This is a genomic window from Pedobacter cryotolerans, assembly GCF_005116475.1.
In the GTDB taxonomy this organism is placed as follows: domain Bacteria; phylum Bacteroidota; class Bacteroidia; order Sphingobacteriales; family Sphingobacteriaceae; genus Pedobacter; species Pedobacter cryotolerans.
The window spans coordinates 417,431-441,236 of sequence record NZ_SWBO01000001.1 but is presented as its reverse complement, the minus strand read 5'-3'; the positions used below and the strand labels follow the sequence as shown (position 1 = coordinate 441,236).

General features: G+C 34.4%; 25 protein-coding genes. 9 read left to right on the top strand and 16 right to left on the bottom strand.

Annotation, left to right across the window (positions count from 1 at the left end):
- Positions 1 to 24: 24 nt before the first annotated feature.
- From FA045_RS02025 to FA045_RS02005, 5 genes are read right to left on the bottom strand one after another with little or no spacing between them, the layout of a single operon-like run.
- Complete coding sequence (locus FA045_RS02025) at positions 25 to 435, bottom strand: GxxExxY protein (protein WP_136873915.1); 411 nt, start codon at positions 433 to 435, stop codon at positions 25 to 27.
- A 26-nt stretch (positions 436 to 461) separates the two neighbouring features.
- Positions 462 to 1,643: a DUF4350 domain-containing protein gene (locus tag FA045_RS02020; RefSeq protein WP_136873913.1), complete on the bottom strand. Its 1,182-nt coding sequence runs from the start codon at positions 1,641 to 1,643 to the stop codon at positions 462 to 464.
- Positions 1,640 to 2,386 carry a DUF4129 domain-containing protein gene (locus FA045_RS02015; RefSeq protein WP_136873911.1) on the bottom strand — a complete coding sequence of 249 codons (747 nt, stop codon included), beginning with the start codon at positions 2,384 to 2,386 and terminating at the stop codon, positions 1,640 to 1,642. The genes FA045_RS02020 and FA045_RS02015 overlap by 4 nt, the downstream gene beginning before the upstream one ends.
- Position 2,387: 1 nt before the next feature.
- Positions 2,388 to 3,272: a hypothetical protein gene (locus FA045_RS02010; protein ID WP_136873909.1), complete on the bottom strand. Its 885-nt coding sequence runs from the start codon at positions 3,270 to 3,272 to the stop codon at positions 2,388 to 2,390.
- A gap of 1 nt (position 3,273) precedes the next feature.
- On the bottom strand, positions 3,274 to 4,224 hold the full coding sequence (locus tag FA045_RS02005; RefSeq protein WP_136873907.1) for a stage II sporulation protein M: 951 nt from the start codon (positions 4,222 to 4,224) through the stop codon (positions 3,274 to 3,276).
- A gap of 86 nt (positions 4,225 to 4,310) precedes the next feature.
- On the opposite strand from FA045_RS02005, the gene FA045_RS02000 reads away from it, so the two are divergent.
- Positions 4,311 to 5,045, top strand: a complete 735-nt coding sequence (locus tag FA045_RS02000; protein WP_136873905.1) for an RDD family protein — start codon at positions 4,311 to 4,313, stop codon at positions 5,043 to 5,045.
- Here the strand turns inward: FA045_RS02000 and FA045_RS01995 are convergent.
- From FA045_RS01995 to FA045_RS19180, 3 genes are read right to left on the bottom strand one after another with little or no spacing between them, the layout of a single operon-like run.
- Positions 5,042 to 5,740, bottom strand: a complete 699-nt coding sequence (locus FA045_RS01995) for an SGNH/GDSL hydrolase family protein (RefSeq protein WP_136873903.1) — start codon at positions 5,738 to 5,740, stop codon at positions 5,042 to 5,044. The two genes, FA045_RS02000 and FA045_RS01995, sit on opposite strands and share 4 nt — an antisense overlap.
- Before the next feature lie 36 nt (positions 5,741 to 5,776).
- On the bottom strand, positions 5,777 to 6,028 hold the full coding sequence (locus FA045_RS01990) for a hypothetical protein (protein WP_136873901.1): 252 nt from the start codon (positions 6,026 to 6,028) through the stop codon (positions 5,777 to 5,779).
- Positions 6,025 to 6,159, bottom strand: a complete 135-nt coding sequence (locus FA045_RS19180; protein ID WP_394347470.1) for a hypothetical protein — start codon at positions 6,157 to 6,159, stop codon at positions 6,025 to 6,027. The genes FA045_RS01990 and FA045_RS19180 overlap by 4 nt, the downstream gene beginning before the upstream one ends.
- Between FA045_RS19180 and FA045_RS19015 the strand changes: the two genes are divergently transcribed.
- On the top strand, positions 6,158 to 6,364 hold the full coding sequence (locus FA045_RS19015) for a hypothetical protein (protein WP_225871257.1): 207 nt from the start codon (positions 6,158 to 6,160) through the stop codon (positions 6,362 to 6,364). The two genes, FA045_RS19180 and FA045_RS19015, sit on opposite strands and share 2 nt — an antisense overlap.
- On the opposite strand, the gene FA045_RS01980 is transcribed toward FA045_RS19015, so the two are convergent.
- The 3 genes from FA045_RS01980 to FA045_RS01970 form a co-directional block, all read right to left on the bottom strand.
- Positions 6,354 to 7,286 carry a carboxypeptidase-like regulatory domain-containing protein gene (locus tag FA045_RS01980; protein ID WP_136873897.1) on the bottom strand — a complete coding sequence of 311 codons (933 nt, stop codon included), beginning with the start codon at positions 7,284 to 7,286 and terminating at the stop codon, positions 6,354 to 6,356. The two genes, FA045_RS19015 and FA045_RS01980, sit on opposite strands and share 11 nt — an antisense overlap.
- 45 nt (positions 7,287 to 7,331) lie before the next feature.
- On the bottom strand, positions 7,332 to 8,027 hold the full coding sequence (lipB, locus tag FA045_RS01975) for a lipoyl(octanoyl) transferase LipB (RefSeq protein WP_136873895.1): 696 nt from the start codon (positions 8,025 to 8,027) through the stop codon (positions 7,332 to 7,334).
- Between the two features lie 188 nt (positions 8,028 to 8,215).
- Entirely contained in the window at positions 8,216 to 8,860 is a 645-nt protein-coding gene (locus FA045_RS01970) for a 4'-phosphopantetheinyl transferase family protein (protein WP_136873893.1), read from the bottom strand.
- Positions 8,861 to 8,928: 68 nt separating this feature from the next.
- On the opposite strand from FA045_RS01970, the gene dcd reads away from it, so the two are divergent.
- The 6 genes from dcd to FA045_RS01940 all read left to right on the top strand — a co-directional run bounded on the left by dcd (position 8,929) and on the right by FA045_RS01940 (position 19,440).
- A complete protein-coding gene (gene dcd / locus FA045_RS01965) occupies positions 8,929 to 9,465 on the top strand; it encodes a dCTP deaminase (protein ID WP_136873891.1) in 537 nt (178 codons plus the stop codon).
- Positions 9,466 to 9,545: 80 nt separating this feature from the next.
- Complete coding sequence (locus FA045_RS01960) at positions 9,546 to 12,251, top strand: TonB-dependent receptor plug domain-containing protein (protein ID WP_136873889.1); 2,706 nt, start codon at positions 9,546 to 9,548, stop codon at positions 12,249 to 12,251.
- 1 nt (position 12,252) lies between these two features.
- Positions 12,253 to 14,976: a carboxypeptidase-like regulatory domain-containing protein gene (locus FA045_RS01955; protein WP_169305001.1), complete on the top strand. Its 2,724-nt coding sequence runs from the start codon at positions 12,253 to 12,255 to the stop codon at positions 14,974 to 14,976.
- Positions 14,977 to 14,978: 2 nt separating this feature from the next.
- The gene (locus FA045_RS01950; RefSeq protein WP_136873880.1) at positions 14,979 to 17,687 is read left to right on the top strand and encodes a TonB-dependent receptor plug domain-containing protein; all 2,709 of its coding nucleotides are present in this window, start codon (positions 14,979 to 14,981) and stop codon (positions 17,685 to 17,687) included.
- A 41-nt stretch (positions 17,688 to 17,728) separates the two neighbouring features.
- On the top strand, positions 17,729 to 18,493 hold the full coding sequence (locus FA045_RS01945; protein WP_136873878.1) for an enoyl-CoA hydratase/isomerase family protein: 765 nt from the start codon (positions 17,729 to 17,731) through the stop codon (positions 18,491 to 18,493).
- Between the two features lie 71 nt (positions 18,494 to 18,564).
- Positions 18,565 to 19,440, top strand: coding sequence for an SDR family oxidoreductase (locus tag FA045_RS01940; protein WP_136873876.1), 876 nt, complete (start codon positions 18,565 to 18,567; stop codon positions 19,438 to 19,440).
- 433 nt (positions 19,441 to 19,873) lie between these two features.
- On the opposite strand, the gene FA045_RS01935 is transcribed toward FA045_RS01940, so the two are convergent.
- Together FA045_RS01935 and FA045_RS01930 are read right to left on the bottom strand one after the other, a co-directional pair.
- The gene (locus FA045_RS01935) at positions 19,874 to 20,851 is read right to left on the bottom strand and encodes a Smr/MutS family protein (RefSeq protein ID WP_136873874.1); all 978 of its coding nucleotides are present in this window, start codon (positions 20,849 to 20,851) and stop codon (positions 19,874 to 19,876) included.
- 45 nt (positions 20,852 to 20,896) lie between these two features.
- Positions 20,897 to 21,943, bottom strand: a complete 1,047-nt coding sequence (locus FA045_RS01930; RefSeq protein WP_136873872.1) for a 3-oxoacyl-ACP synthase III family protein — start codon at positions 21,941 to 21,943, stop codon at positions 20,897 to 20,899.
- A gap of 134 nt (positions 21,944 to 22,077) precedes the next feature.
- On the opposite strand from FA045_RS01930, the gene FA045_RS01925 reads away from it, so the two are divergent.
- Positions 22,078 to 22,362 carry an ATP-dependent Clp protease adaptor ClpS gene (locus tag FA045_RS01925; RefSeq protein WP_136874403.1) on the top strand — a complete coding sequence of 95 codons (285 nt, stop codon included), beginning with the start codon at positions 22,078 to 22,080 and terminating at the stop codon, positions 22,360 to 22,362.
- Positions 22,363 to 22,448: 86 nt separating this feature from the next.
- Here the strand turns inward: FA045_RS01925 and FA045_RS01920 are convergent, their stop codons facing one another.
- From FA045_RS01920 to FA045_RS01910, 3 genes are all read right to left on the bottom strand, one after another.
- The gene (locus FA045_RS01920; protein WP_136873870.1) at positions 22,449 to 22,868 is read right to left on the bottom strand and encodes a type II toxin-antitoxin system VapC family toxin; all 420 of its coding nucleotides are present in this window, start codon (positions 22,866 to 22,868) and stop codon (positions 22,449 to 22,451) included.
- Positions 22,869 to 23,123, bottom strand: coding sequence for a DUF6364 family protein (locus FA045_RS01915; protein WP_136873868.1), 255 nt, complete (start codon positions 23,121 to 23,123; stop codon positions 22,869 to 22,871).
- 63 nt (positions 23,124 to 23,186) lie between these two features.
- Complete coding sequence (locus FA045_RS01910) at positions 23,187 to 23,786, bottom strand: thioredoxin family protein (RefSeq protein ID WP_136873866.1); 600 nt, start codon at positions 23,784 to 23,786, stop codon at positions 23,187 to 23,189.
- Positions 23,787 to 23,806 lie beyond the last annotated feature (20 nt).

The window sequence follows — 23,806 nt, the reverse complement described above, 5'->3', positions numbered from 1 at the left end:
TTACCACATAGACACATAGTTTTATTAATCTGGTAATATGCTAAAATATTCATTTACAAAAGTTTTTTGACCTTCTTTAAAAATGTTAGCGCAATTAAAATTGATGAGGATGCCTTTTGGGCATCTTAGTAGTTTCATATAGGTTAAAATTTGTGCATCGAAAACCTTTGGCATTTCTTGCACCGATTTTAGTTCAAGGACCAAACTATTCTCAATAAATAGATCACATCTTAAATCTATGTCTAAAACTTTATTTCTATATACAATAGGAACTTTCATCTCTGTCAAAAAATTTATTTTTCTAAAAATTAATTCTTCAATTAAGCACCTATGATAAACACTTTCTAACAAGCCACGACCTAATACTTTATGAACTTGAATAGTAGCACCGATTACTTCATAAGTTAAATCATTTAAATACTTCTTGGTAAGCATATCTATGTGTCTATGTGGTAGATTAATTATTGGTCTTGCCTGTAAAATTCTTCTATGTTTTTATTGAGGCGAATGAGTTGATCATCTCTAACCATCTGCCCTGCTTTTATAAATTTAATCTGCTCTAAAATATCGTCAATTACATCTGCTGTTGCACCAGATTTATTGAGTAATGCCTCTCTAAATTCTTGATTAAGATCTATCGTTTTTAAGCGATATTTATTTCTAATGTACTCCAACAAATAGGTTATTTTTTTCTCGGCAATATCTCTGTTATTTCGTTGCTGGTAATAAACTCTACCTACCACATTTACAAATTCTACTGATGAATTTTTTGGTCTTTCTATAACCGGAATAATTCTTTGACGGCGCTTAATTTCATACAACACAAAAACAATTAAACTAAGCAAAGCGATATAATAAGCCCAACGCAATTGGTCATATTTAAAAAGTACTCTAAGTATAGAACTATCATTACCATTTTTTCTGGTAAAGTGTTCGTCCCACAGTAAAGTCTCTGCCTTTGGCAAATAAGAAAATACTTTGGCGGCATAATCTGCCCCATCTTCTCTAAGTAAACTGTAATTGGTTAATAGTTGCGGGTTGGGCAAAATCATTAAAGAACCCTTGCCATATTTGTATTGAATAAAGTTGGCGTTATTGTTTTGTTTCTGCCCTAAAACTATTGCCTTAACCGTATCTAATTTGCTAAAGTATTGGCCGCTTATACCCTTATCAAAATAGTAATCTAACTCTCTTTCTAAATTAGGGTTAACAAAGTTGATAGGATATTTTCTTTTGTTTTGGAAACTAAAATCTGCTGTAATTTTAAGTTTCAAAGTATCTTCTAAAATACCTCTAATTTGATACGCAGCAATTAAAATATGGTTTCCAGCTTCCATATATTTTACCATTTGCTGGTAATCTAACTTGTCTATTGTAACTACCGAGCCGATGATAAAATAATTAGATTTACCAGCTGGTCTTTCTGATAGGTTGTTATACACCGCCGCTTTTACAGTTTTTACTGTTGTGCTAGGTAAAACATCTGTTATTCGCTGTCTCAAAATGTAAGTTCCAAAAGGAATTTTATCTTCAGCTAAATAAGTTGGGGTCCAATTGGTTGGTGTTGGTTTGAAATATTGAGCAATTAGATATGCAGCAATTAAAACACTTCCGATGATGATGTATTTCTTTAATCCACTCATGCCGTTTGCTGGTTAAAATCTTTAAAAGATTGATGAATGGATTCGAAAGTAGGTTGGTCGATGTAGAATTCGCCATACCAAATGTATTCGAATTGATAAGTGAGCTCTACAAATTGCTGGTGATAAGATTGACGAGAAAGCTCCTCAACATAAGCCTGATTAGTTTTTTCTGGCTGCCAATCTATTAAACGTTTATCTGTTAATTGTTTTAAGGTTTTTAAGTATAACAAGCGCACCACCAATCTGTAATTTTTATTTTGCAGAGCGATGCCCAATTGTTCATCAAAATCAATTTCATGAATGTTTTCTAAACTCTCATCAAAAGGGATATCAACCTCTTTAGATTTACCAGTAAGCAATTTCAAATCTAAACCTATAAGTTTAATTACTAAATAAACAACCAATGCTATTGCAATTGCAATTAATACATATTTAATAATTGATCCTGATACCTTACCTCCTAATAATTCAGAAATCATGCTCCAAATCCATCGCCAAAACCTACTCCACAAAGAAGTGGTTTTCGGGGCAACATCATCGTAAATAAACTCCTTTTGTTTGCTATAATCAGCAATGGCTTCTTCGCTAAATCTGCGAGCCGATATTTTACTGCTATCTAACTTTTCTATCAATGGCTTTTTAACCACTACTTCTTTTTTGGCAGCGTTAATTTTCTGCAAAGCAGTTGCGTTGGCACAAAAAGCACCAGCAACAAGAAAAAAGAAGAGCAACAGTAAACGCATCTTAATATTCTTCTTGTATAGTTTGATCTGTTTCTGGGCTTTGGCCTAAACTATCCATCCTTTGAAAAAGGCCTAAGTTCTCTTTTCGCTCAACCAAATTAAAATAAATTAATGATGAACAAATGATAGGAATGATCATGAAGATATATGAAATTTGTTGCGAAATCGATGAAATTACCGCATAAACATTGGTAATGGTTCTTTCGCCTTGGGTAAATGCACCAACCATCATAATAATAATTGCAGGCAATTGTACCATGGTACTAAAAGCGTAGAATATGAGATTAATTACCAAAATAACCGCAGCCGTAATCCACCATTTTTCTTTTAGCAGTTTAAATGAACGATCAAACGAATGTGTAAAACTGCCATTTTCTAAAATCATTATCGGTGCGAATATCGTAAGTGCCGGGTAAACATAAATACCAGGAACAATACATAATATGAAACACAACATAAAAAAAATGACGAGTAAAACTCCACTTCCCATCATCCTAAAAAAGTAGTATTTAAAATAAGCCCAAACCTCATCAACTGTAGGTGCAATATTGCCTTTTTCTATATATAAAGCAATGAAACTTAAAATGGAAACATACATCGAAGTATAAGTTAGCAGCACAAAAACCATTGATAGAAAATAAGTGAAACCTACATTATAGATCATGTTCCGTGGGCTATCATCGTAAATTGTTCCAGCAGCTTGAGCAATACCTACCAACTGCAACTGTGCCAACATCGAACTGATAATTCCTCCAACAATAAATATTCCTGTTAGGGCAAAAAATGATTTCATTAATGGTTTAAAATTCTGTTTCATAAACAAAAATGTATCACCGATTAATTCTCCAAATTCGCGTAGCTTTCTAAATTCTACTTTGTCTTTCATGTTAAAGATTTTGAGTGCGTTTGTGTAATTGCATAGGGTAAAGTATCACATACCAAACCATAAAAATAAATGAACTGGCTAAAATGCTAATGCTTAACCAAATGGGCATGCCTGTGTGGCGTGTAATATATCCTTCGAAAAATGCGGCTAATAATAAAATGGGCACAATACCCAAAGCTATTTTGGTGGCATCTTTTGCGCTGTTTTTAAAAGCTACTAAACGGTTATAAGTTTTTGGGAATAATAATCCATGACCTAAAACCAAACCTGCTCCACCAGCAACAACGATGGTTAAAATTTCTAAAGTTCCGTGTATCCAAATTACCAAAATAGATTGAGCGCCTAAACCTTTGCTAAAAAAATAATACTCGAAGGCACCAACCATAATGCCGTTTCTTAGCAGGAAAAACACAGGGCCGATAGAAAAAAGCGCCCCACTAATAATCATTACTAACGAAACCCAAATGTTGTTAGCTGCAATTTGAAAAAACATTTGAAATTCTCCGGTTTGCTTGTAAACACCAAATGGATCGCCTTTGGCAATGTTCTCATTAGTCATATTCACATAGGCATCGCCTAAAATTAGGCGAACAAAACGATCATCGTATTTAGCAGATAATGCACCAATACTGCAAAAAATAAAGAAAAAAATGAATGAATATAAAAGCTGCCTACGGTATTTGAAGAACAATAAAGGTAACTCGAATTTCCAAAACCTCAAAAAACGACCACCTTCTTCTTTTTTATTCTTGTAAATAGCTTGATGTAAAAGTGATGCTATTCCATTTAAATATGCGGTAGTTCTAGATTTTGGATAGAAAGTTTTGGCGTAAGCCAAATCGTTGGTAATATCTATAAATCTTTTAGCTAACTCATCAGGATTGTCCGTTTGCAAAGTCTCGTAGCTTTTCCACTTATCTGAATTCTGCTTTACAAACAAGGCTTCTCTCATAAAGTTGTGTGAGGGTTTAATTTTCCGTTAAAATAAAACAAAATTTTAATTAGTCAATAAAAAATAAAAATCATATTATTGAACCAATGGAAACCGTTAAAGTAAATACAAGTCAGCATGTAGATATAGATTACCCTGTTGCAGGCTTAGGCGAGCGTGTTTCTGCTCGTTTAATAGATTTTGGCTTATTTTTAGCCGTCTTTTTTATTTTTCTAATTCTATTTTCCCTAATGGGGATTTTAAATAGCGGCGGATTGGTAATTACGGTAATGGTTTGTATTTATGCTGCTGGCTTTGTTTTTTACGATTTGCTTTGCGAGATTTTTATGAATGGACAGAGCATTGGCAAGCGATTAATGAAAATTAAAGTCATCAGCCTTGATGGCTCACAACCTACTTTAGGGCAATACTTTATACGCTGGGTTTTTAGAATAGTAGATTTTACTTTAACCCAATGGCTGGGTGCGTTAATTTGTGTGGCTGTAACCGAAAACAAACAACGTATTGGAGATATAGTTGCGGGCACAACGCTGATTAAAACGGTACCAAGAACAGAATTTCAACACATTGCTTTTCACCCTGTGGTAGAAGATTATGAACCTGTTTTTAGCAATGTTAGCATGATGACAGATAGAGATGTAGAGTTGATACATGAGGTTTTAACTACCTACCAAAAAACCTTTAACCACGATTTAATTTATAAAATGGCTGCAAGAGTTGCTAACCATTTAAGCGTTCAAGTGCCAGAAGGGATGAATGAATTAGATTTCTTGAAAACTGTAATTAAGGATTATAACCAAATTACAGCTAAAGCGGTTTAAAAAGAAGCTTTAACTGCAACCGCTACTTTTGCCGCCCATTCTGCATACATTTTACCAGAGGGATGTAAACCATCTTTGGCAACTAATGTTAAATCTGTAGCCGCATTTTTTGAAGCCAAAGTAATTTCGGTATAGCTTACTCCAGCAGCTAACGTTTCCTCTTTTTTAATAGCATTAAAAGCATCAATTTCTGAAGCAATGGTTTGTATATTTCTTCCACTATTTTTGCCAAAAGGTGTTACGCCCCAATCTGGTATTGAAACCACAAAAACACGTTTTTTATTTTTTCCAGCAAAGCTGATGGCTGTATTTAAAAGCTCCTTAAATTCTTTACAATAAGTGTCTAATGAATAACCTCTGTACTGATTATTTACACCAATTAAAAGCGTTACAATATCATAATTTTGTATGATATTTTCTGCTTTAATGGCAGTTTGTAACTCATCGGTTGTCCACCCGGTTTTGGCTATAACTTTAGGTTTAGCTACCGCAATATTATTTGTTTTTAACTGCGTAACCAATTGAAAAGGAAATGATTCTTGTTGAGGCACGGCCTCGCCAATGGTATATGAATCTCCTAAAGCTAAATAAGTTAAAGCTGTTCCGTCTTGTGGCATATCGATAATGGCTTGTTCTGTTTTTTTATTGCAGGCCAATAATAAACAAAAAGAAAATAGTACCGTTAAAAACTTCATGGTATAAGTTACGGAAAAAACCTTTTAAAAGTTTTTTTATACAATACCTCCACCCAATACTAACCTAATTAAACCAATAATGATTGCAATTGCACATAATACAACTCCAGTAATCGCAGTGCCTTTAGATTGGCCAATGGCAGTTTTATTCATGCCAACAATACCTAATATTAGTCCTAAAACTGCAAAAGGTATATTAACCCAATTTAAAGAGCCTAAACATGGAATAATACCTACAAATAGACCTATTAATGCTAAGATACCAATAACTAAACTTGCTGTTTTCATGTTGTTTTATATTTAAATTTTAGAAAAAAAACATACTTTAAAAACAACAGGGAATTGATTATTAAAAGGATGTACAATAATAAACTAATTTTATTAAATTCATAAGCATTTCTAAATTCAAAGTTAGAGATGGCTATAAAAGCTCGAGTTGAACCGCAAAGTATACACGAGCCGCCATTTATTCTAGCCGTACAAGTAGGTGTTGAATTAAGAATTAATGTTGGATTAACAATTGTGAAAATTAAAATTATTACAATACTAAAAGTCGAAATAATTATCCAACATATTTTTACTGCATTTATCAACTCTTTATTTCTATCTAGCATTACTGATTAACCTGAATAGTAGCCTTGACTAATAAATCTATATTTGCAGGCCTCATTTTTTTGCTTAAACCAATTGAAGAAGAACCTCTTTGCTTTAGCCAACCTCTAGTTCCGTTGTGTTTATAATAAGTATAGCCGAAATCTGTATCAAAATGAGCAACTATCTCTGGTCCGTAATAAGTAAAAGTTTTATTCTCCAAAGAACCATTTGGCATCTTCATTTTATAACTAGCAACTTTAGAAAATCGATCGTTTTTAATCCATTCAACAGCAATCCATAAACCATTTTCAGGCATCAAAATATGGTATTCACTAATGCTAAATGCATTCCAAGCTTTTTTCTTATTTGCTGTAAATTCAATACTTTTTTTAAGCAAATCTTTACCCGGAACACCATTATTATCATCATAAATTCTTACTCTAAACGGAGCATCAAACATATCATCGCCCATAAAAAAATGAAGCGTTTTTAAATAAGCGGAACCGTAGTTCATGTTCTTTAAATAAACAGCTTTTTGTAAACCAGGCCTTTGATCTCTTTGATTAATTAATTCCCATTTATGACCACTTTTATTCGTTACACCAATTTCCTTTTCAACATAATTCGCTTTGATAATATTTACTTCATTTAATTGAAATACAACGGGAATAAGCTCGTAAATAGCACCATTAGCTGATGATAAATTGGTAATATTCTTATCCAAATAACCTACACAAGAAACTTTGATGATGTCAGTTTCTTTTCCTTTGGGTAAATTTAATTCAAAATTTCCATCTTGATTGGTTTGCGAACCAATATTTAAGGAAAAAATTTCCAAATTGACATAGGGAATTGGCTGTTTAGATTTTACATCTAAAATTTTCCCTGTAATTTTTATTTGAGCGAATGATATTATTGGAAATATCAAAAGCAGCAAAGCGATTTTTTTCATGAAATAGAATTGATAAAATAATTATCAATAGGGAACCGCAATTAACTAAATTAATTCCATCTTAAAAAGCACTGCAATATGATTTTTAAGTTTTTCTTTCACTTCTTCCATATCTAATTGATGTCCTAATTCTCTTTGCATAGAGGTTACATCTTTATCATCTATCCCACAAGGAACAATGTTTTTGAAATAGTCTAAATTGGCATTTACATTAAAGGCAAACCCATGCATAGTTACCCAACGAGAACAACGAACGCCCATGGCGCAAATTTTTCTGGCTTTCTCGTTGTCGGCATCTAGCCACACTCCAGTAAAACCAGAATATCTTCCAGCCTCAATCCCGTAATCGCCCAAGGTTAAAATTACCGCTTCTTCTAAAGTGCGTAGGTATAAATGGATATCGGTAAAAAAATTATCTAAATCTAAAATCGGGTAGCCCACAATTTGCCCAGGCCCATGATAAGTAATATCTCCGCCTCGGTTAATTTTATAATATGTAGCCTGCTTTTCTACTAAACCCTGCTTATCTAACAATAAATTTTCTGGCTTGCCACTTTTACCTAAAGTGTAAACGTGTTGGTGTTCGTTAAAAATAAGGAAGTTTGGTGTTTCTAGCTGGGTATTTTCAGTACGATTTTTAGTTTTTAAAGCCACGGTTTGGTTAAAAATCTCCTCTTGCCTATCCCAAGCATCCTGATAATCTGTTAAACCCCAATCAATAAATTTAACAACTTTGTTCATCTTCTCTTATTAAAATTAACTATTACGTTGGCGAGGACGCCAACGATAGAATATGGAACTTTTACCTCTAAATCCCTCCGATGTAAAATCGTAGCAGACGCTGAAGCGGACTTTGAATTTTCTTCGTTCATAGCGTCTTCATGATAACATTTCAAGTTTGAACTTCGGCATTCCTCTGCCGCCGCGGATTAGGGGGAAACAACATAACCCAACATGTAACCATCTTTAGTTTTAAAATAATTAACAGTCAATTCTTTCATCCCGCTAGGCAATTCTACCAAAGCTTGCAACGAACCTTCGTCTTTTAATTTAAAAGGTTTAATATGAATGTGCTGCTTAAACTCTAATCCCTTTTTACCATGCCATTTATAAATCGCCTCTTTTGCACACCAAGCAACATATAAACCATTTGTGTTGTCGCCGATTTGTTTTTGCGCTAACTCAACATCCGATAAAAATTTATGCTTAATGCTTTTAATTTTCATCTTTATCAACTCAATATCTACCCCAACTTGTTTGCCCTTGCTAATAATCACGGCAGCATAATCATAAGAGTGACTTAACGAAATATGCATATCAGAATTTACCAAATAAGGTTTGCCATGCTCATCCATTTGGCAATCGATATAATCTGTTGTGTTGAGCATTGTTCTGAGTAAAACTCGTGTCGCCAACCAATGTAAAGCACGCTTTCCGGCACTTAACGAATGAATTACATCAAGCTCGTGTTGTTTAAGTTGCAGGCCTGCTAAAAGCTGTTCTTCAGTCTCTTCAATTTTCCATACTGATAGTACGGATTGATCATCAATTTCTTTATTAAAAACTACTGGCATCTCTTATTTCGAAAATCAGTACAAAAGTATCTTAAAATAATCATAATTTAGCCCTAAATACTTTAAAAATGATCCTCTCTGATAAACACATCCTCGAAGAAATAGAAAAAGGCACCATCATTATAGAACCATTTAATACCGAATGTTTAGGCACTAACTCTTACGATGTACATTTGGGAAAGTACTTAGCAACCTATAAAGACCGTGTTTTAGATGCAAAGGCACACAATAAAATTGAACATTTTGAAATTCCGAAAGATGGTTTTGTGCTACAACCAGGCACTTTATACCTTGGTGTTACTTTAGAATATACCGAAACCCACGCACACGTGCCATTTTTAGAAGGTAAAAGCAGTACTGGCAGATTGGGTATTGATATACATGCAACTGCCGGCAAAGGCGATGTTGGTTTTTGCAATACTTGGACATTGGAAATTTCGTGTGCACAACCTGTACGCATTTACGCTGGCATGCCTATTGGGCAATTAATTTACTTTGTGGTTGATGGCAGTATTGGTAACATGTATAATACAAAAAACGACGCAAAGTATAATAATAAAACCACAAAGCCTGTTGAGAGTATGATGTGGAAGAATAAATTCTAAAACCAACTAACTTTTTAATTGATTTATTATATTTAAGCCTTAGGTTTTTGTAACTTAAGGCTTTATTATTTTTAAGATCTATGAAAAGGTTCCTTCTTGTTTTATCTGTCGCATTATTAATCATAATTAGTTTTTCAGCCTTTATCAGTGATGATGATCCCTTTACAGCACTGTTAAAAAAGCTAGAAGAGTTTACAAAAAAATATCCTCAAGAGAAAGTATACTTACACTTAGATAAACCTTATTATGCCATAGGCGATGACATTTGGTTTAAAGCTTACATTTTAGATAGCAGAACTGCGGCTCCATCTACCATTAGCAATATTCTTTATGTTGAATTGGTAAACGAAAGAGATTCAATTAAAAAGCAGATTAAACTGCAATTGCAAAGTGGCATTACTTGGGGCGATTTTAAATTAACCGATTCATTAAGCGAAGGCAATTACAGAATAAGAGCTTACACACAGTGGATGCGTAATGCTGGCCCTGAATTTTTCTTTGATAAAACCATCAAAATTGGTAACTCATGGGCTAACAAGGTATTTATTACTACAACCAATCAGCTTAGTACCGATGATAAAGGAGAAAAAGTTACCAGCACCATTAAATTTTTAGATAAAGCGGGCAAGCCTTACATTGATAGAGAAGTGAGTTATGAAGTTCAGTTGAGCAACAGAAATGTAGCTAAAGGAAAAGCTGTGACCAATAATAATGGTGAGGTGGTAATAAATTACACCAATAACCAACCAACTATTTATAAATCTGGCAACATTACAGCAACACTTACTATGCCCGATCAGCAAAAAGTAGTTAAAATAGTTCCTATCAAAAGTACTTCTAATGCTATAGACGTTCAATTTTTCCCGGAAGGTGGAAACTTAGTTGACGGACTACCAATTAAAGTAGCCATAAAAGCGATAAACAGTAATGGGTTAGGTGAAAATGTAAGCGGTAAAGTTTTAGATAACGACAATACCGAGATCTTGAATTTTGAAACTAAATACCTGGGAATGGGTTCGATGATTTTAAACCCAATTGCTGGTAAAACCTACAGAGCAGTAGTAAAAACGAAAGATGGTACTGAACAAACCATCTCATTACCAAAGGCAGAATCAAGTGGCTATGTTTTAAGTATCAATAATACAGATACCGCTAAAATGGCCATTAAAGTTATGCTTACCGAAGATTTGATGAATAAAGGAGATTTAAACTTAGTAGCAACCCATAATGGCATGGTATACTTTTCGGCCAAAATACCCACTGTAAAACAATTAGCTTCTTTATCGTTACCCAAAAGTGATTTCCCTTCTGGCATTACGCAAATTACTTTATTCTCCCCAACCAACCAACCGGTTTGTGAACGTATAACATTTGTAAATAACACGGTTGATAAAATTAATATCGAACCCGAAAATTTAAAAACATCGTATACCAAAAAAGAAAACGTAAACTTTAACATTAAGGCTTTGGCTGGTAACAAACCCACACAAGGCAGTTTTTCTATCGCAATAACTAATGCAGATATTGTTACGCCAGATTTAGAAAATGAAAGTAATATTTTAACTAGTTTACTGCTAACTTCAGATTTAGTTGGCTATGTTGAGAAACCGAATCATTATTTCTTAAATGATGATGAAAAAACCAGAAAAGAATTAGACAACTTATTACTTACCCAAGGGTGGAGAAAAATCAATTGGAAAAATATCATTAACAATCAAAATCCTCCAATCCTGTTTCAAGCAGAAAAAAGCATGAAAATAAGTGGTCGTATTACAAAAGGCGGTAAACCTGTAGCTAAAGGTAAAGTTTCTTTATTCTCATCATCTGGTGGTTTTTTTGCAACAGATACCCTAAGCGATGCTGAGGGTCGTTTTAATTTTGATGAAATTGCTTTTGGTGATAGCACTAGATTTATTGTGCAAGCCAGAACAGATAAAGAGAATAAAAATGTGCAGATAGATTTAGATATGCCTTCAAATCAAATCATAACCACTAACAAAAACACTGGTGATATTGAGATTAATGTAAACACTACTTTAATGCCTTACCTAAATCAGAGTGATAAATATTTTGATGAGCAAATGAGAAGAGGGTTTTTGAGCAGAACGATTATGCTTAAAGAAGTTAAGATTGTTGAAAAGAAAAATCCTGCACCAAATTCGGCAAACTTAAATGGAGCTGGCAGAGCCGATCAGGTAATTACTGCGAAAGATCTAGAAATTGCCTTTTCTCTTTCTCAATTTTTATCTGGTAGAGTTGCAGGAGTTAACATTGTGAACGGCAAAGCGGTGATGATGAGGAGTATGGGTTTAGGTGGCGCAAGACCAATGGCTATAGTTTTAGACGGAATGAACATGGGTGAAGATTTTGGTTTAGATGATATTAATGTAAATGATATTGAAAGTGTAGAGGTATTAAAAAACATAGGAAACACCGCAATATATGGTAGCCAAGGCGCAAATGGAGTTATCGTTATCACTACAAAAAGGGGTGCAGGTACCGAAAATAATTATGCCAGGTATTCTCCAGGTATCGTAACTTATTCTCCAAAGGGATATCATGCTGTAAGGCAATTTTATTCGCCAAAATATAGCGCAACCCCAGATGATAGGCCAGATTTAAGAACTACGGTTTACTGGAATCCTCACCTTGTTTCAGACTCAACAGGTAAAGCCATTTTAAATTATTTTAATACCGACCAAGCTGGCAAATACAGAATAGTGATCGAAGGAATTGATGGAATGGGCAATATTGGAAGGAATGTATTTACGTATCAAGTTAACTAATATGAAAAATAAATTAACGCTCTTTCTCGGTTTACTTATAGTATTTGTTTTTTCGGCTTTTGCAAAGGATGATCCTATTACAGAATTATTAAAAAAGTTGGAGGAGTTTACTAAGAAATATCCCCAAGAAAAAATACACCTACATTTAGATAAACCCTATTATGCCATAGGCGATGACATTTGGTTTAACGCTTATGTAATTAATACGAAAACTGGAACACCAACACAGATTAGCAACATTATCTACATTGAATTGATTAATGAAAGAGATACACTTATTAAGCAATTAAAAATACCTATGAAAAGCGGAATTGCATGGGGCGATTTTAAACTTACCGACAACTTAAATGATGGCAATTATAGAATAAGAGCTTATACACAATGGATGCGCAATGCAGGTGCAGAGTTCTTTTTCGATAAGGTAATTAAAGTGGGTAGCTCGTGGGCAAATCAAGTAAATACAGAAGTTAGTGTTCAGCTCAATGACCAAAACCAAACGCATAGCATCAAATTTAGCAGTAAATCTAAAACTCCTTTAATCAACCGACCGGTAAGTTATACAATTGAGCTTACTGATCAAAAATTTATAAAAGGAAAAACTACCACAGACAATAATGGAGAAATTAAAATCACAACTCCAAATAATGCACAGGGAGGCAAAATTATAACAGAAATAGTACTAGCCGATAAAACCACAGCTGTAAAAACAATTCCAATAAAATTATTTACTTCGCAAACTGATGTACAATTTTTTGCCGAAAGTGGGAATTTGATAGAGAACTTGCCTAGCAAACTTGCAATTAAAGCTGTAAATAGAAATGGATTAGGAGAAAACATTTCTGGTACAATAACAGATAATGATGGCATAGAAATTTTAAGCTTCGAAACAACCCATTTGGGGATGGGCTCATTTGCATTAACTCCAATGGAAGGTAAAACTTACAAAGCCAATGTTAAATTTGCTGATGGTACAAGTAGAATATTTGATTTGCCAAAACCCGAAAAAAGTGGCTATGTATTAAGTGTAAATAATACAGACACTGCCAAAATCTATATCCGTGTAATGTTAAGTGTAGATAGGCTAAATCAAGGTGAATTGAGTCTAATAGCACAAAGAAATGGGAACGTTTTTTCGCTTACCAAACTACCTAGCACAAAACAAATTACAAATGTTGTATTAAACAAAAATGAAATCTCTTCTGGTTTAGTTCAAATCACATTATTTAACGCACAAAGCACACCGGTTGCAGAGCGGTTGGCATTCATCAATAACAAGTCTGATAAAATAGATGTAGGAATTCAGAACTTAAACCCAACCTACAGCAAAAAAGGTAATGTAAATTTAACCTTATCAGCAAACAATAATTCAAAAACTGTACAAGGCAGCTTTTCTGTTGCAGTAACCAATGCTGATATAGTAACACCTGATGCAGCAAGCGAAAGCAATATATTAACAGGCTTACTACTAACCTCAGATTTGATTGGCTATGTAGAAAAACCAAATCATTATTTTCTAAAAGATGACGTTCAAACTCGAATTGAGCTAGATAATCTCTTGCTTACACAGGGATGGAGAAAAATCAATTGGAAGGATATGGTTTCAGAACCTAGCTTTGAGGTAAAATATCCGGCAGAAAAAAGCTTAAAAATTAGTGGCACTGTAACTACAAATAGCAACAAACCAATTGCAAATGGCAAAATAGCTTTAATCTCATCAACCAAAGGCAATTTTGTTACTACCACAGAAACTGATGTAAATGGTCGTTTTATTTTTGATGAAATGAGCTTTGGAGATAGCCTAAAGTTTGTGGTACAAGCAAGTACTAAAGAAGACAAAAAGAATGTAAGGGTTAAGATTGACATCGTTCCAGAGCAAACTGTAACCGTAAATAAAAACACGGGAGATATTGAGGTAAATGTAAATACCAAATTAAATAAATACCTACAAGAAAGCGATAGATTTTTCGAAGAACAGTTAAAAAGTGGCTTTTTAACCCGTACCAACATTTTAAAAACAGTTACCATCACACAAAACGTAAAGAAAAAAGAAGATAGTGCCGCTGCTTATTCTGCAAATTATAATGGAAGAGGTAGAGCCGATAAAATCATTACAGCCAAAGATTTAGAAAATGCTTATTCTTTATCGCAATACATAGCGCAAGGCAGAATTATGGGTGTTGCCGACAGTGGTGGTTTTGCATGGAATACTAGAATTGGGTCTTCACCAACTCCAGATCCAGATGACCCAGGAAAACCTTCAGAAGTTCCAAAAATGGCCATTGTATTAGATGGAATGCTGCTACAAGATTTTTCATTAGAAGAAATTCAAGTAAATGAGGTTGAAAGTATTGAGGTTTTATTAAGTCCTGGTTATACAACAGCCTACGGTAGCAGTGGTAAAAATGGGCTATTGGTTATTTCTTTAAAACGAGGCTCTGGCCGTAAAATATCCGACATTAATTCTCCTGGATTAGCAATTCTTAGTCCGAAAGGATATGATGTACCTAGACAATTCTACTCTCCAAAATATGACAATACTTCAGAGAATAAAACAGATTTAAGAACAACTGTTTATTGGAATCCACAAATTGTAACAGATACCAATGGCAAAGCGAATTTTAGTTTTTACAATACAGATCAATCGGGAAATTATAGAATGGTTATTGAGGGTATTGATGCTGATGGAAATTTAGCTAGAAAAGTATTTATGTATAAAATTAATTAATTATGAAATTTAAATTACCGCTACTCTTAATAAGTATCCTATTCACATTAGGGGTTTCAGCCTTTGTAAAAAATGATGACCCGATAGCTTTACTCCTTAAAAAACTTGAAGACTTCACAAAGAAATATCCCCAAGAAAAAATACACCTACATTTAGATAAACCCTATTATGCCATAGGTGATGACATTTGGTTCAAAGTTTATGTTGTCGATACAAAAAATTCTGCGCCAACTACCATTAGTAATATAGTTTATGTTGAGCTGATAAATGGGAAGAATAAAATTGAAAGGCAACTAAAATTACCTATGCAAAGCGGTGTTACTTGGGGAGATTTCAAATTGACAGATTCTCTAAGTGAAGGCAATTATAGAATTAGAGCATATACACAATGGATGCGAAATGCTGGGCCAGAGTTTTTCTTTGACAAAACAATTAAAATTGGAAATTCTTGGGCAAATGAAGTATTTACCATAACTACAAGCAAGATAATTCTAAAAGATAATACTGAAAATGTAACCAGTACTATAAGGTTTTTAGACAAGAAGGATAATCCTTATGCTAATATTGGAGTTGTTTATGATGTGAAACTAAACGGAAAAGAGATAACTAAAGGTAAAACATCAACCCATACAGATGGCACTATAAATATTAACTACAATAATAAAGATTTGGAAGGACAAAAAACAGGTTCTATAACAGTTGCACTTACTTTACCTAATGGGAAAAAAGTGGAAAAAATCATTCCAATAAAAACTACTTCAACAGCTGTTCATGTTCAGTTCTTTCCAGAAGGGGGAAGTTTAGTGGCTGGCCTACCTAGTAAGGTAGCTGTAAAAGCCGTAAATAGTAACGGTTTAGGTGAAAATGTTAGTGGTAAAATAATTGACAATGATAACAATGAAGTGCTCAAATTCGAGACAGAATACTTGGGTATGGGTGCGTTCATTTTAAATCCTTTGTTAGGAAAAACTTACAGTGCAATTGTTAAGATGGGAGACGGAACTAAGAAAACAATATTATTACCGAAAATAGAAACTAGTGGCTATGTATTGAGTGTTAATAACATCGATAGCGCTAAGATTAATATTAAAGTTCTCTTAACAGAAGATTTAGTAAATAAAGGCGACTTAAGTTTGATAGCTCAACGCAATGGAAATGTATATTTTTCAACAAAAATACCTTCGGCTAAGCAACTAGCAACACTTACTTTACCCATAAATGAACTTCCTTCCGGCATTGTTCAATTTACGCTTTTCTCATCAGCCAACCAGCCAGTATGTGAAAGATTAGCATTTATAAATAACAGCATTGATAAAATTAAAATTACTGCAGACAACTTAAAACCATCCTTTAAGCCAAGAGAAAATGTCGATTTTAACATTCTCACCTCACTAAATAATACCGCCGTACAAGGCAGTTTTTCAATTGCAGTTACTAATGAAACTATTACAACTCCAGATTTAGAGAATGAAAGTAATATTTTCACAAGATTACTCCTTACATCAGATTTAGTTGGCTATGTAGAAAAACCTAATCATTATTTCATAAATCAGAATAGCACTACTCGAACACAGTTGGATAATCTTTTACTAACCCAAGGCTGGAGAAAAATCAATTGGTCTACTCTATTGAATCCTTTGTCGTGGTCATATAAGCCTGAGACAAAAATTCAGATAAGCGGCACCATTTCAAAAGGAGGAAAGCCTGTAGCAAACGGCAAGGTTACACTACTTTCATCAACTGCAGGTGTTTTTGCTATTGATACACCAAGTAATGAAGCTGGTCGTTTTGTATTTGATAATTTTGAGTTTGGAGATAGTACAAAATTCATCGTTCAAGCCCGTACCGATAAAAACAATCCAAATTTAAAAATAGATCTAGATACTGTAAGAAATCAGATTGTTACACTCAATAAAAACACAGGGGATATCGAAGTAAATGTAAATACAGTTTTAATGTCTTATTTAAACCAAACAGATCAATATTTTAATGAGCAAGTAAAACGTGGATTTTTAAATAAAACTATACAACTCAAAGAAGTAAAAATAATTGAAGTTAAAAAACCAATATTTACAAATTCGACTAACCTTAATGGCCCAGGTAATGCAGATAAAATTATTAGCGCAAAAGAACTGGAAACTGCCACATCCTTATCTCAGTACATTCAAGGTAGGCTTGCTGGTGTAATCGTTCGAAATGGTTTGATTTATTCGACTAGAAGCGGAAGCTTTGCTGGCACATCTGCTATGACAGTTATTTTAGATGGAATGATGATGGGCAGTGATTTTCAGACAGACAATCTTAGTGTAAGGGACATTGAAACCGTTGAAGTATTAAGAACGATTGGCTATACGTCGATATACGGTGTTAATGGAGGAAGTGGTGTACTCGTAATTACAACAAAAAGAGGCGCAGGCTTAGAAGTAGATAGTTATTATAATAGGTATTCTCCTGGCATTGTAAATTACACGCCAAAAGGTTTTTCAGCAATAAGACAATTTTATTCACCTAAATATACCGAGACACCAGATCCAAAACCAGATTTAAGAACCACGGTTTATTGGAATCCTCACCTTTCTTCAAAGCCTGATGGCACAAAAAATATCAGTTATTTTAATACCGACCAAGCTGGCAAGTACAGAATTGTTATAGAGGGAATTGATGGAATGGGAAATATTGGAAGGAATGTATTTACATACACTGTAGACTAGTATAGAAAAATTATTTAAAGAAATTAAGTATATTGACATTTATGAACACAATAGCAGTAACCATAAAAGATAAATTAGCAATAATCTCACTCAATAGACCAAAATCTAACTCCTTAAACCGCGAAATGGTTGTAGAGTTAACAGATATGTTGAGCAATATTTCTGCTGATGAAAATATCGGTGGAGCAATCATCACTGGGAAAGACCACTTTTTTTCTGCAGGCTTAGACTTAATGGAACTTTACAATTACAATGAACAAGAAGCAAAAGATTTTTGGCACTTATTTCTAAACTTTACGGCCACAATCACTGCATTCAAAAAGCCATTAATTGCAGCAATTAACGGGCACAGCCCTGCAGGTGGTTGCGTTATTGCCTTAGCTTGCGATGCTCGTGTAATGGCTGAAGGAAAATATATCATCGGTTTAAATGAGGTTCCTGTTGGTATAATTGTACCAAATAGCATTTTCGAATTATATTCATTTTGGCTAGGCAAAGCTGATGCAACACGAAGTTTATTAGAAGGAAAACTTTTTCAGCCAGAAGAAGCTTTAGCAATTGGTTTAGTAGATGAAGTGGTAAAACCAGAAAGTATATTAACCGCAGCCGAAAGAAAAGCTAGAAAATATATGGCTTACGAAAGAAATACTTGGTCGCAAAGTAAACTAAACATTCGTAAAGATTTAATTGCCATAACAAGCTCAGATCAGTCTGCCGACTTAGAAATTATGCTGAAACAATGGTGGTCGCCAAGCACAAGAGCAATTTTAAAAAACATCATAGATAGTTTACAGAAAAAAGCCTAGACGGTTTTCAGTAAACAATTTTCAGTTCTCAAAACGCAATTCGCTAATCGCAATACTCAATACCAAAAAATATGTACAATCAACCAATGTTAAAAGACGATGCTTTAAAAGGCAAAACAATAGTTGTAACTGGCGGTGGCACCGGACTAGGCAAAGCCATGGGAACTTACTTTTTAAAACTCGGGGCTAATTTGGTGATAACTAGTCGCAAGCTAGAAGTATTGCAAAAAACAGCAGATGAAATGGCCACCGAAACTGGCGGACAAGTTTTAGCGGTACAATGTGATGTTAGAGATTACGAACAAGTAGAAAATGTTTTGGCAAAAACTATCGAAAAATTTGGCAAAGTTGATGGATTATTAAACAACGCCGCTGGAAATTTTATTTCCCCAACAGAACGTTTATCGGCCAATGCTTTTTCGAGTATTATTGATATTGTATTAAAAGGAACAGTAAATTGCACACTTGCTTTTGGCAAACATTGGATTGCATCAAAACAACCTGCAACAGTTTTAAATATCGTAACAACTTATGCTTTTACCGGTTCGGCATACGTAGTTCCATCGGCATGTGCAAAAGGTGGTGTTTTGGCAATGACCAGATCTTTAGCTGTAGAATGGGGCAAATATGGTATCCGTACCAATGCAATTGCACCTGGTCCTTTCCCAACAAAAGGTGCTTGGGATAGACTTTTACCAGGAGATTTGGCAGAAAAATTCGATTTTAAAAATCGTGTGCCATTAAAGCGTGTTGGTGATAATCAAGAACTTGCCAATTTAGCTGCATTTTTAATTAGCGATTTTTCTAGCTATATCAATGGCGAAGTAATTACAATAGATGGCGGCGAATGGTTGCAAGGAGCCGGGCAAATGAACGGTTTAGAAGCAATTCCTTCAGAAATGTGGGATATGTTGGAGCAAATGACTAGATCTGCAAAAGGAAGTTAATTTTTTTTCATAAAATTTAAGATTTCGGCTGGTGTCTCACCATTAGTGTTCGGAAGATTAAAAATTAAACACATAGGCACATAGTCAATATAGGAAAAAAATACGCTAGCCTATGTTTTCAATGTCTATTCATGGTTAGAAAATTAAACGGAGGGTTAAATTATCCCAGCGGGATAATATCTGTATAGCAAATGCAAGGCATTCATTCGACCCCAGCTGGGGTCGCACACCATAATTGCACATTAGCTATAGAGATAAGACCTCTCTGAGGTCTAAAAATAACCTCTAATAAATCTTAATTGCACTCGTAGTCCGTGTTTTTATAAATTTTTCTAAATCTCTATGTGATAAATAATCATTGAAAATTTGTTCCGAACAGTTATGGTGAGACACCAGCAGATAGAATTAACCTATAATTGCTTTATGGCAACAATTACACCTTAAAAACCACTTCTGTAGCCCCAAAGCCAAATTTCTCTTTTCTTGCATCTAAAAAAGTACGCACTTGCGGATGTTTACTTATTGTTTTATGAATATGATGCCTTAAAGTGCCATTGCCAACACCATGTATAAAAACAATTGATGGCATTTGATGAACAATGGCTGCATCCAGCATTTGCTGAAAATAATTTAACTGAATGTCGATTATTTCGGATTGATTTAAAAACTGATGATCGTCTCTTAATTTTTCAATATGCAAATCAATCTCGGTTTTTGGTTGTGCAACCTTTGGCTTTTCTGATGGAGCTTTAAAAAAACTTTCCTTCAATTTCTGCGCATCAATTAATTTAACAGGCTCATCTAATTGGATCAACCATGCGTATTTATTAATTTCTGGCACTTGTTTTTTTGCACCACTAAAGTCTTTCGCTTTAAATTTTCTGGTCAAATTTAAAGGGGCAACAGGTTTGATATTTGCTGTTGTGAAATACAAAATCTGAAAGGTAAATTCAGGCCAAACCTCTAAATCGCCCAAGTTGGCACTATACAATTGCGTACTTGTTTTAGGCTGTATAGCACTTGCAAATTCGCCTTTGTAAATTCCTTTTTTATCGGTTTTTAAACTCAGCAAAAGCTGATAAGAAGTATTATTAATCAATGTAAAATGAGCAACGGCACTTGCTTTAGAATCTTCCGCAACTGCGAGAAAAATACCGATTTCCTTAAACTCTTCATCAATAACAATTGGAGCTTGTTTATCGCCTTGCGTATGTGGTGTAGATTGGTGACCGTGCACATGGGTTAGGTTGCTTATTGCCACCGGAATTTCAAATCCATCAGTATCTGTAACACCCAACGTTTGCGCATCAATTATCCGTGTAACATATCCTTCTCTCTTTTCGTCTACAAAACGAACAAAATCTCCTAGTTTAAAACCCCAACCCCTAAAGGGGCTTTCATTATTACTCATATATATCTTAAATTAATTCCATACCCCCTTCAGGGGGTTAGGGGGTTACCACCTAATCAAAGCACTTGCCCAAGTAAAACCTGAGCCAAAAGCCGCCAAACAAACCAAATCGCCTTCTTTTATTTTACCGGCTTCCCAAGCTTCGCATAAAGCTATCGGCACAGAAGCTGCCGTTGTATTGCCGTATTTTTGAATGTTGTTAAACACCTGTTCATCTTTTAAACCTAGCAATTGCTGCACATACTGGCTAATGCGTAAATTTGCTTGATGCGGCACCAACATATCAATATCTTGAGGTGTTAAATTATTAGCAGCTAAGGCTTCTTTAATTACCTCAGGAAATTTAACCACAGCTTTTTTAAATACAGCGGGTCCATCCATATAAGGTAAAACTGCACCACTTTCTAATTGTTCTGTGGTCATAAACAAACCACCTAGCTCTTGTTCAGGGTAACCGGGTTTTTCTGGCAACCACTTATTTGCTGCCGCTCCAGGATAAAACATGGCTAAAATCTCGGCATCAGCGCCATCGCTATGTAAATGCGTACTTAAAATCCCTTGTCCTTCTTTTTGTGTTGGTTGCAAAACAACCGCTCCTGCCCCATCGCCAAATATTACCGAAACATTTCTGCTTCTTGTTTCAAAATCCATCGCAAAAGAGTGTTTCTCGCTACCAACAACAAGTATATTTTTATACATACCAGTTTTAATGAATTGATCGGCAATAGACAAAGCATATAAAAAACCCGAACATTGGTTACGTACATCCAAAGCTCCAATCTCTTTCATTTTCATTTCGCGTTGCAGCAATACACCACAACCTGGAAAATAATAATCTGGACTAAGCGTTGCAAAAATGATAAAATCGACATCTTGAGCAGTTATACCAGCTCTTTCTATAGCAATTTTAGCTGCTTCAACTCCCATTGTTGTGGTGGTTTCGCCTAATCTATCCGCAAAGCGACGTTCTTTTATACCTGTGCGTTCTTGGATCCATTCATCATTGGTTTCCATAAAACGAGATAAATCATCATTGGTATACACATTTTTAGGAACGTAATAACCGATACCGGCGATTTTTGAACTTTGCATTTGGTTTTGATTTGGTTTACAAAGGTAACGAATTTGCTTAGACATGAGAGATGAGATATGTGATATGAGATAAATGAATAATAATCTCAAATCTATTGTCTCAAATCTCAAATCTATTTGCTTATTTTTGCAACATGGCGGCTACCGAAACCAAGGAAGAAACATTTACACTCGAAGAGATTTTAACTTCTTTAAAAACCGTACATCGTTTAATTTTATGGAACGATGATGTAAATACTTTTGAGCATGTAATTTGGTGTATGATGAAATACCTCGATTACAGCGAAACGCAAGCCGAAAAAATTGCTTGGGAGGTGCACAACAAAGGCAAATGTGCTGTTTTAGAAGGCTCATTTACCGAGATGGAAGTTTACCGCAAAATTTTACAACAAGAGGGTTTAACCGTTTCGGTTGATTAGAAATTTACCTACCCAATTTTCATTTAAAGTCAGTCTGAACAGCTTGCCTGCAGGTGTTGGTAAAAGAAAGCATTTTTTTGTCTACACTAATGCTTCTTTATTGTTTGCATGTAACTTTCTGCATTCATTACAGGAATTAAAGCATTTTTAAAATCCTTTTCATTTCGAGTGATGATCAAATCGCAATTTGAGGCAATTGCACTATAATATTGCATTGCATCCTCAAAATCTTTAAAATCAGAATTGATTGCCTTTTCTATAACTTCATCATCCATAACAGCAATTGAACATAGCAATTTGAACCTTCTAATTTTTTCTAATGCAATTTTTGCATTTTCGTATTTAGTGAGTAGATAATAAGTAGTAGAAATGGAAGTAGGTGAAGTGAAGATTTTAATTTTTTTTCTGTCTGCTAAAGTCAAGATTTTTGCAGCTGATTTATAGAAATGCTCTCTTTCGCCCAAAAAATCAACTACAATATTAACATCTAAAAATAACTTTTGCATTTATTGATATTTTTTATCTAAATCGTTGATGTATTCTTGTCTCAAATCTTTCAAATCAATACCTGTAGGGATACTCTTCCCAGATGAAATACTTTTTACAAAAGGCGAAATTTCAAATTCATCATCCTGTTCACGAGTTAACGAATCAAGATAATTCTCAATTAAACGTGATAAACTCAAGTTTTTATTAGAGGCATATTTTTTTGCTCGTTCAATTATACTTTCGTCCAGCTTTAATGTGAGTTTTGAATCCATAATCATTTAAAATTTGTACGTACAAATATATAAATTTTATACGTATTGTTGGTGTTTTTAGATTTAATCCAATTTCCTCAACACCTCCACTAACTCTGCTTGCGTGGCCTGCGTTTTATCTTTAGCATACCAACCATGCAATCGCTCTGCTAAAACCATCATATCGCTTGTTTCTTGTTTCCAATCGGCTAGTAAAGTTTGTAATATTGCCGGTCGCGGACCCCATTTTGGCAAAACAAGCTCATCATTTTCATCTAAAATTAAAAGTACTGGAATTGCTCTGCCTCCGTTGGTTAAATGTGCATTGATTAATGGCAAATTCTGATCTCTTAAAACCAATTTCAAACTCAATTTTTCTGGCGCAGCCAAAACTATTTGATTAATAATTGGCACAATTTGAGCCGCATCTCCGCACCATCCTTCGGTAATAACCAAAAATTTATAAGATTGTTTGATACTAGTAATAGCCGATAAAATTGCTGGCGTTAACACGGTAGTTTTCTCTACCCTGTTCATTCGCTGTTGGTTCATTTTGGTATAATGCAACATCGCTTCCGATGAGTCTTCTCCTGTAGTTTTACCTGCTAAAAGGAGAGAATGAACCAATTCGCGGTACGATGAATAATTCATTCCGCTATCAAAAATATTACTGTAGTTAAACATAAAATGGCTGTAATAAAATA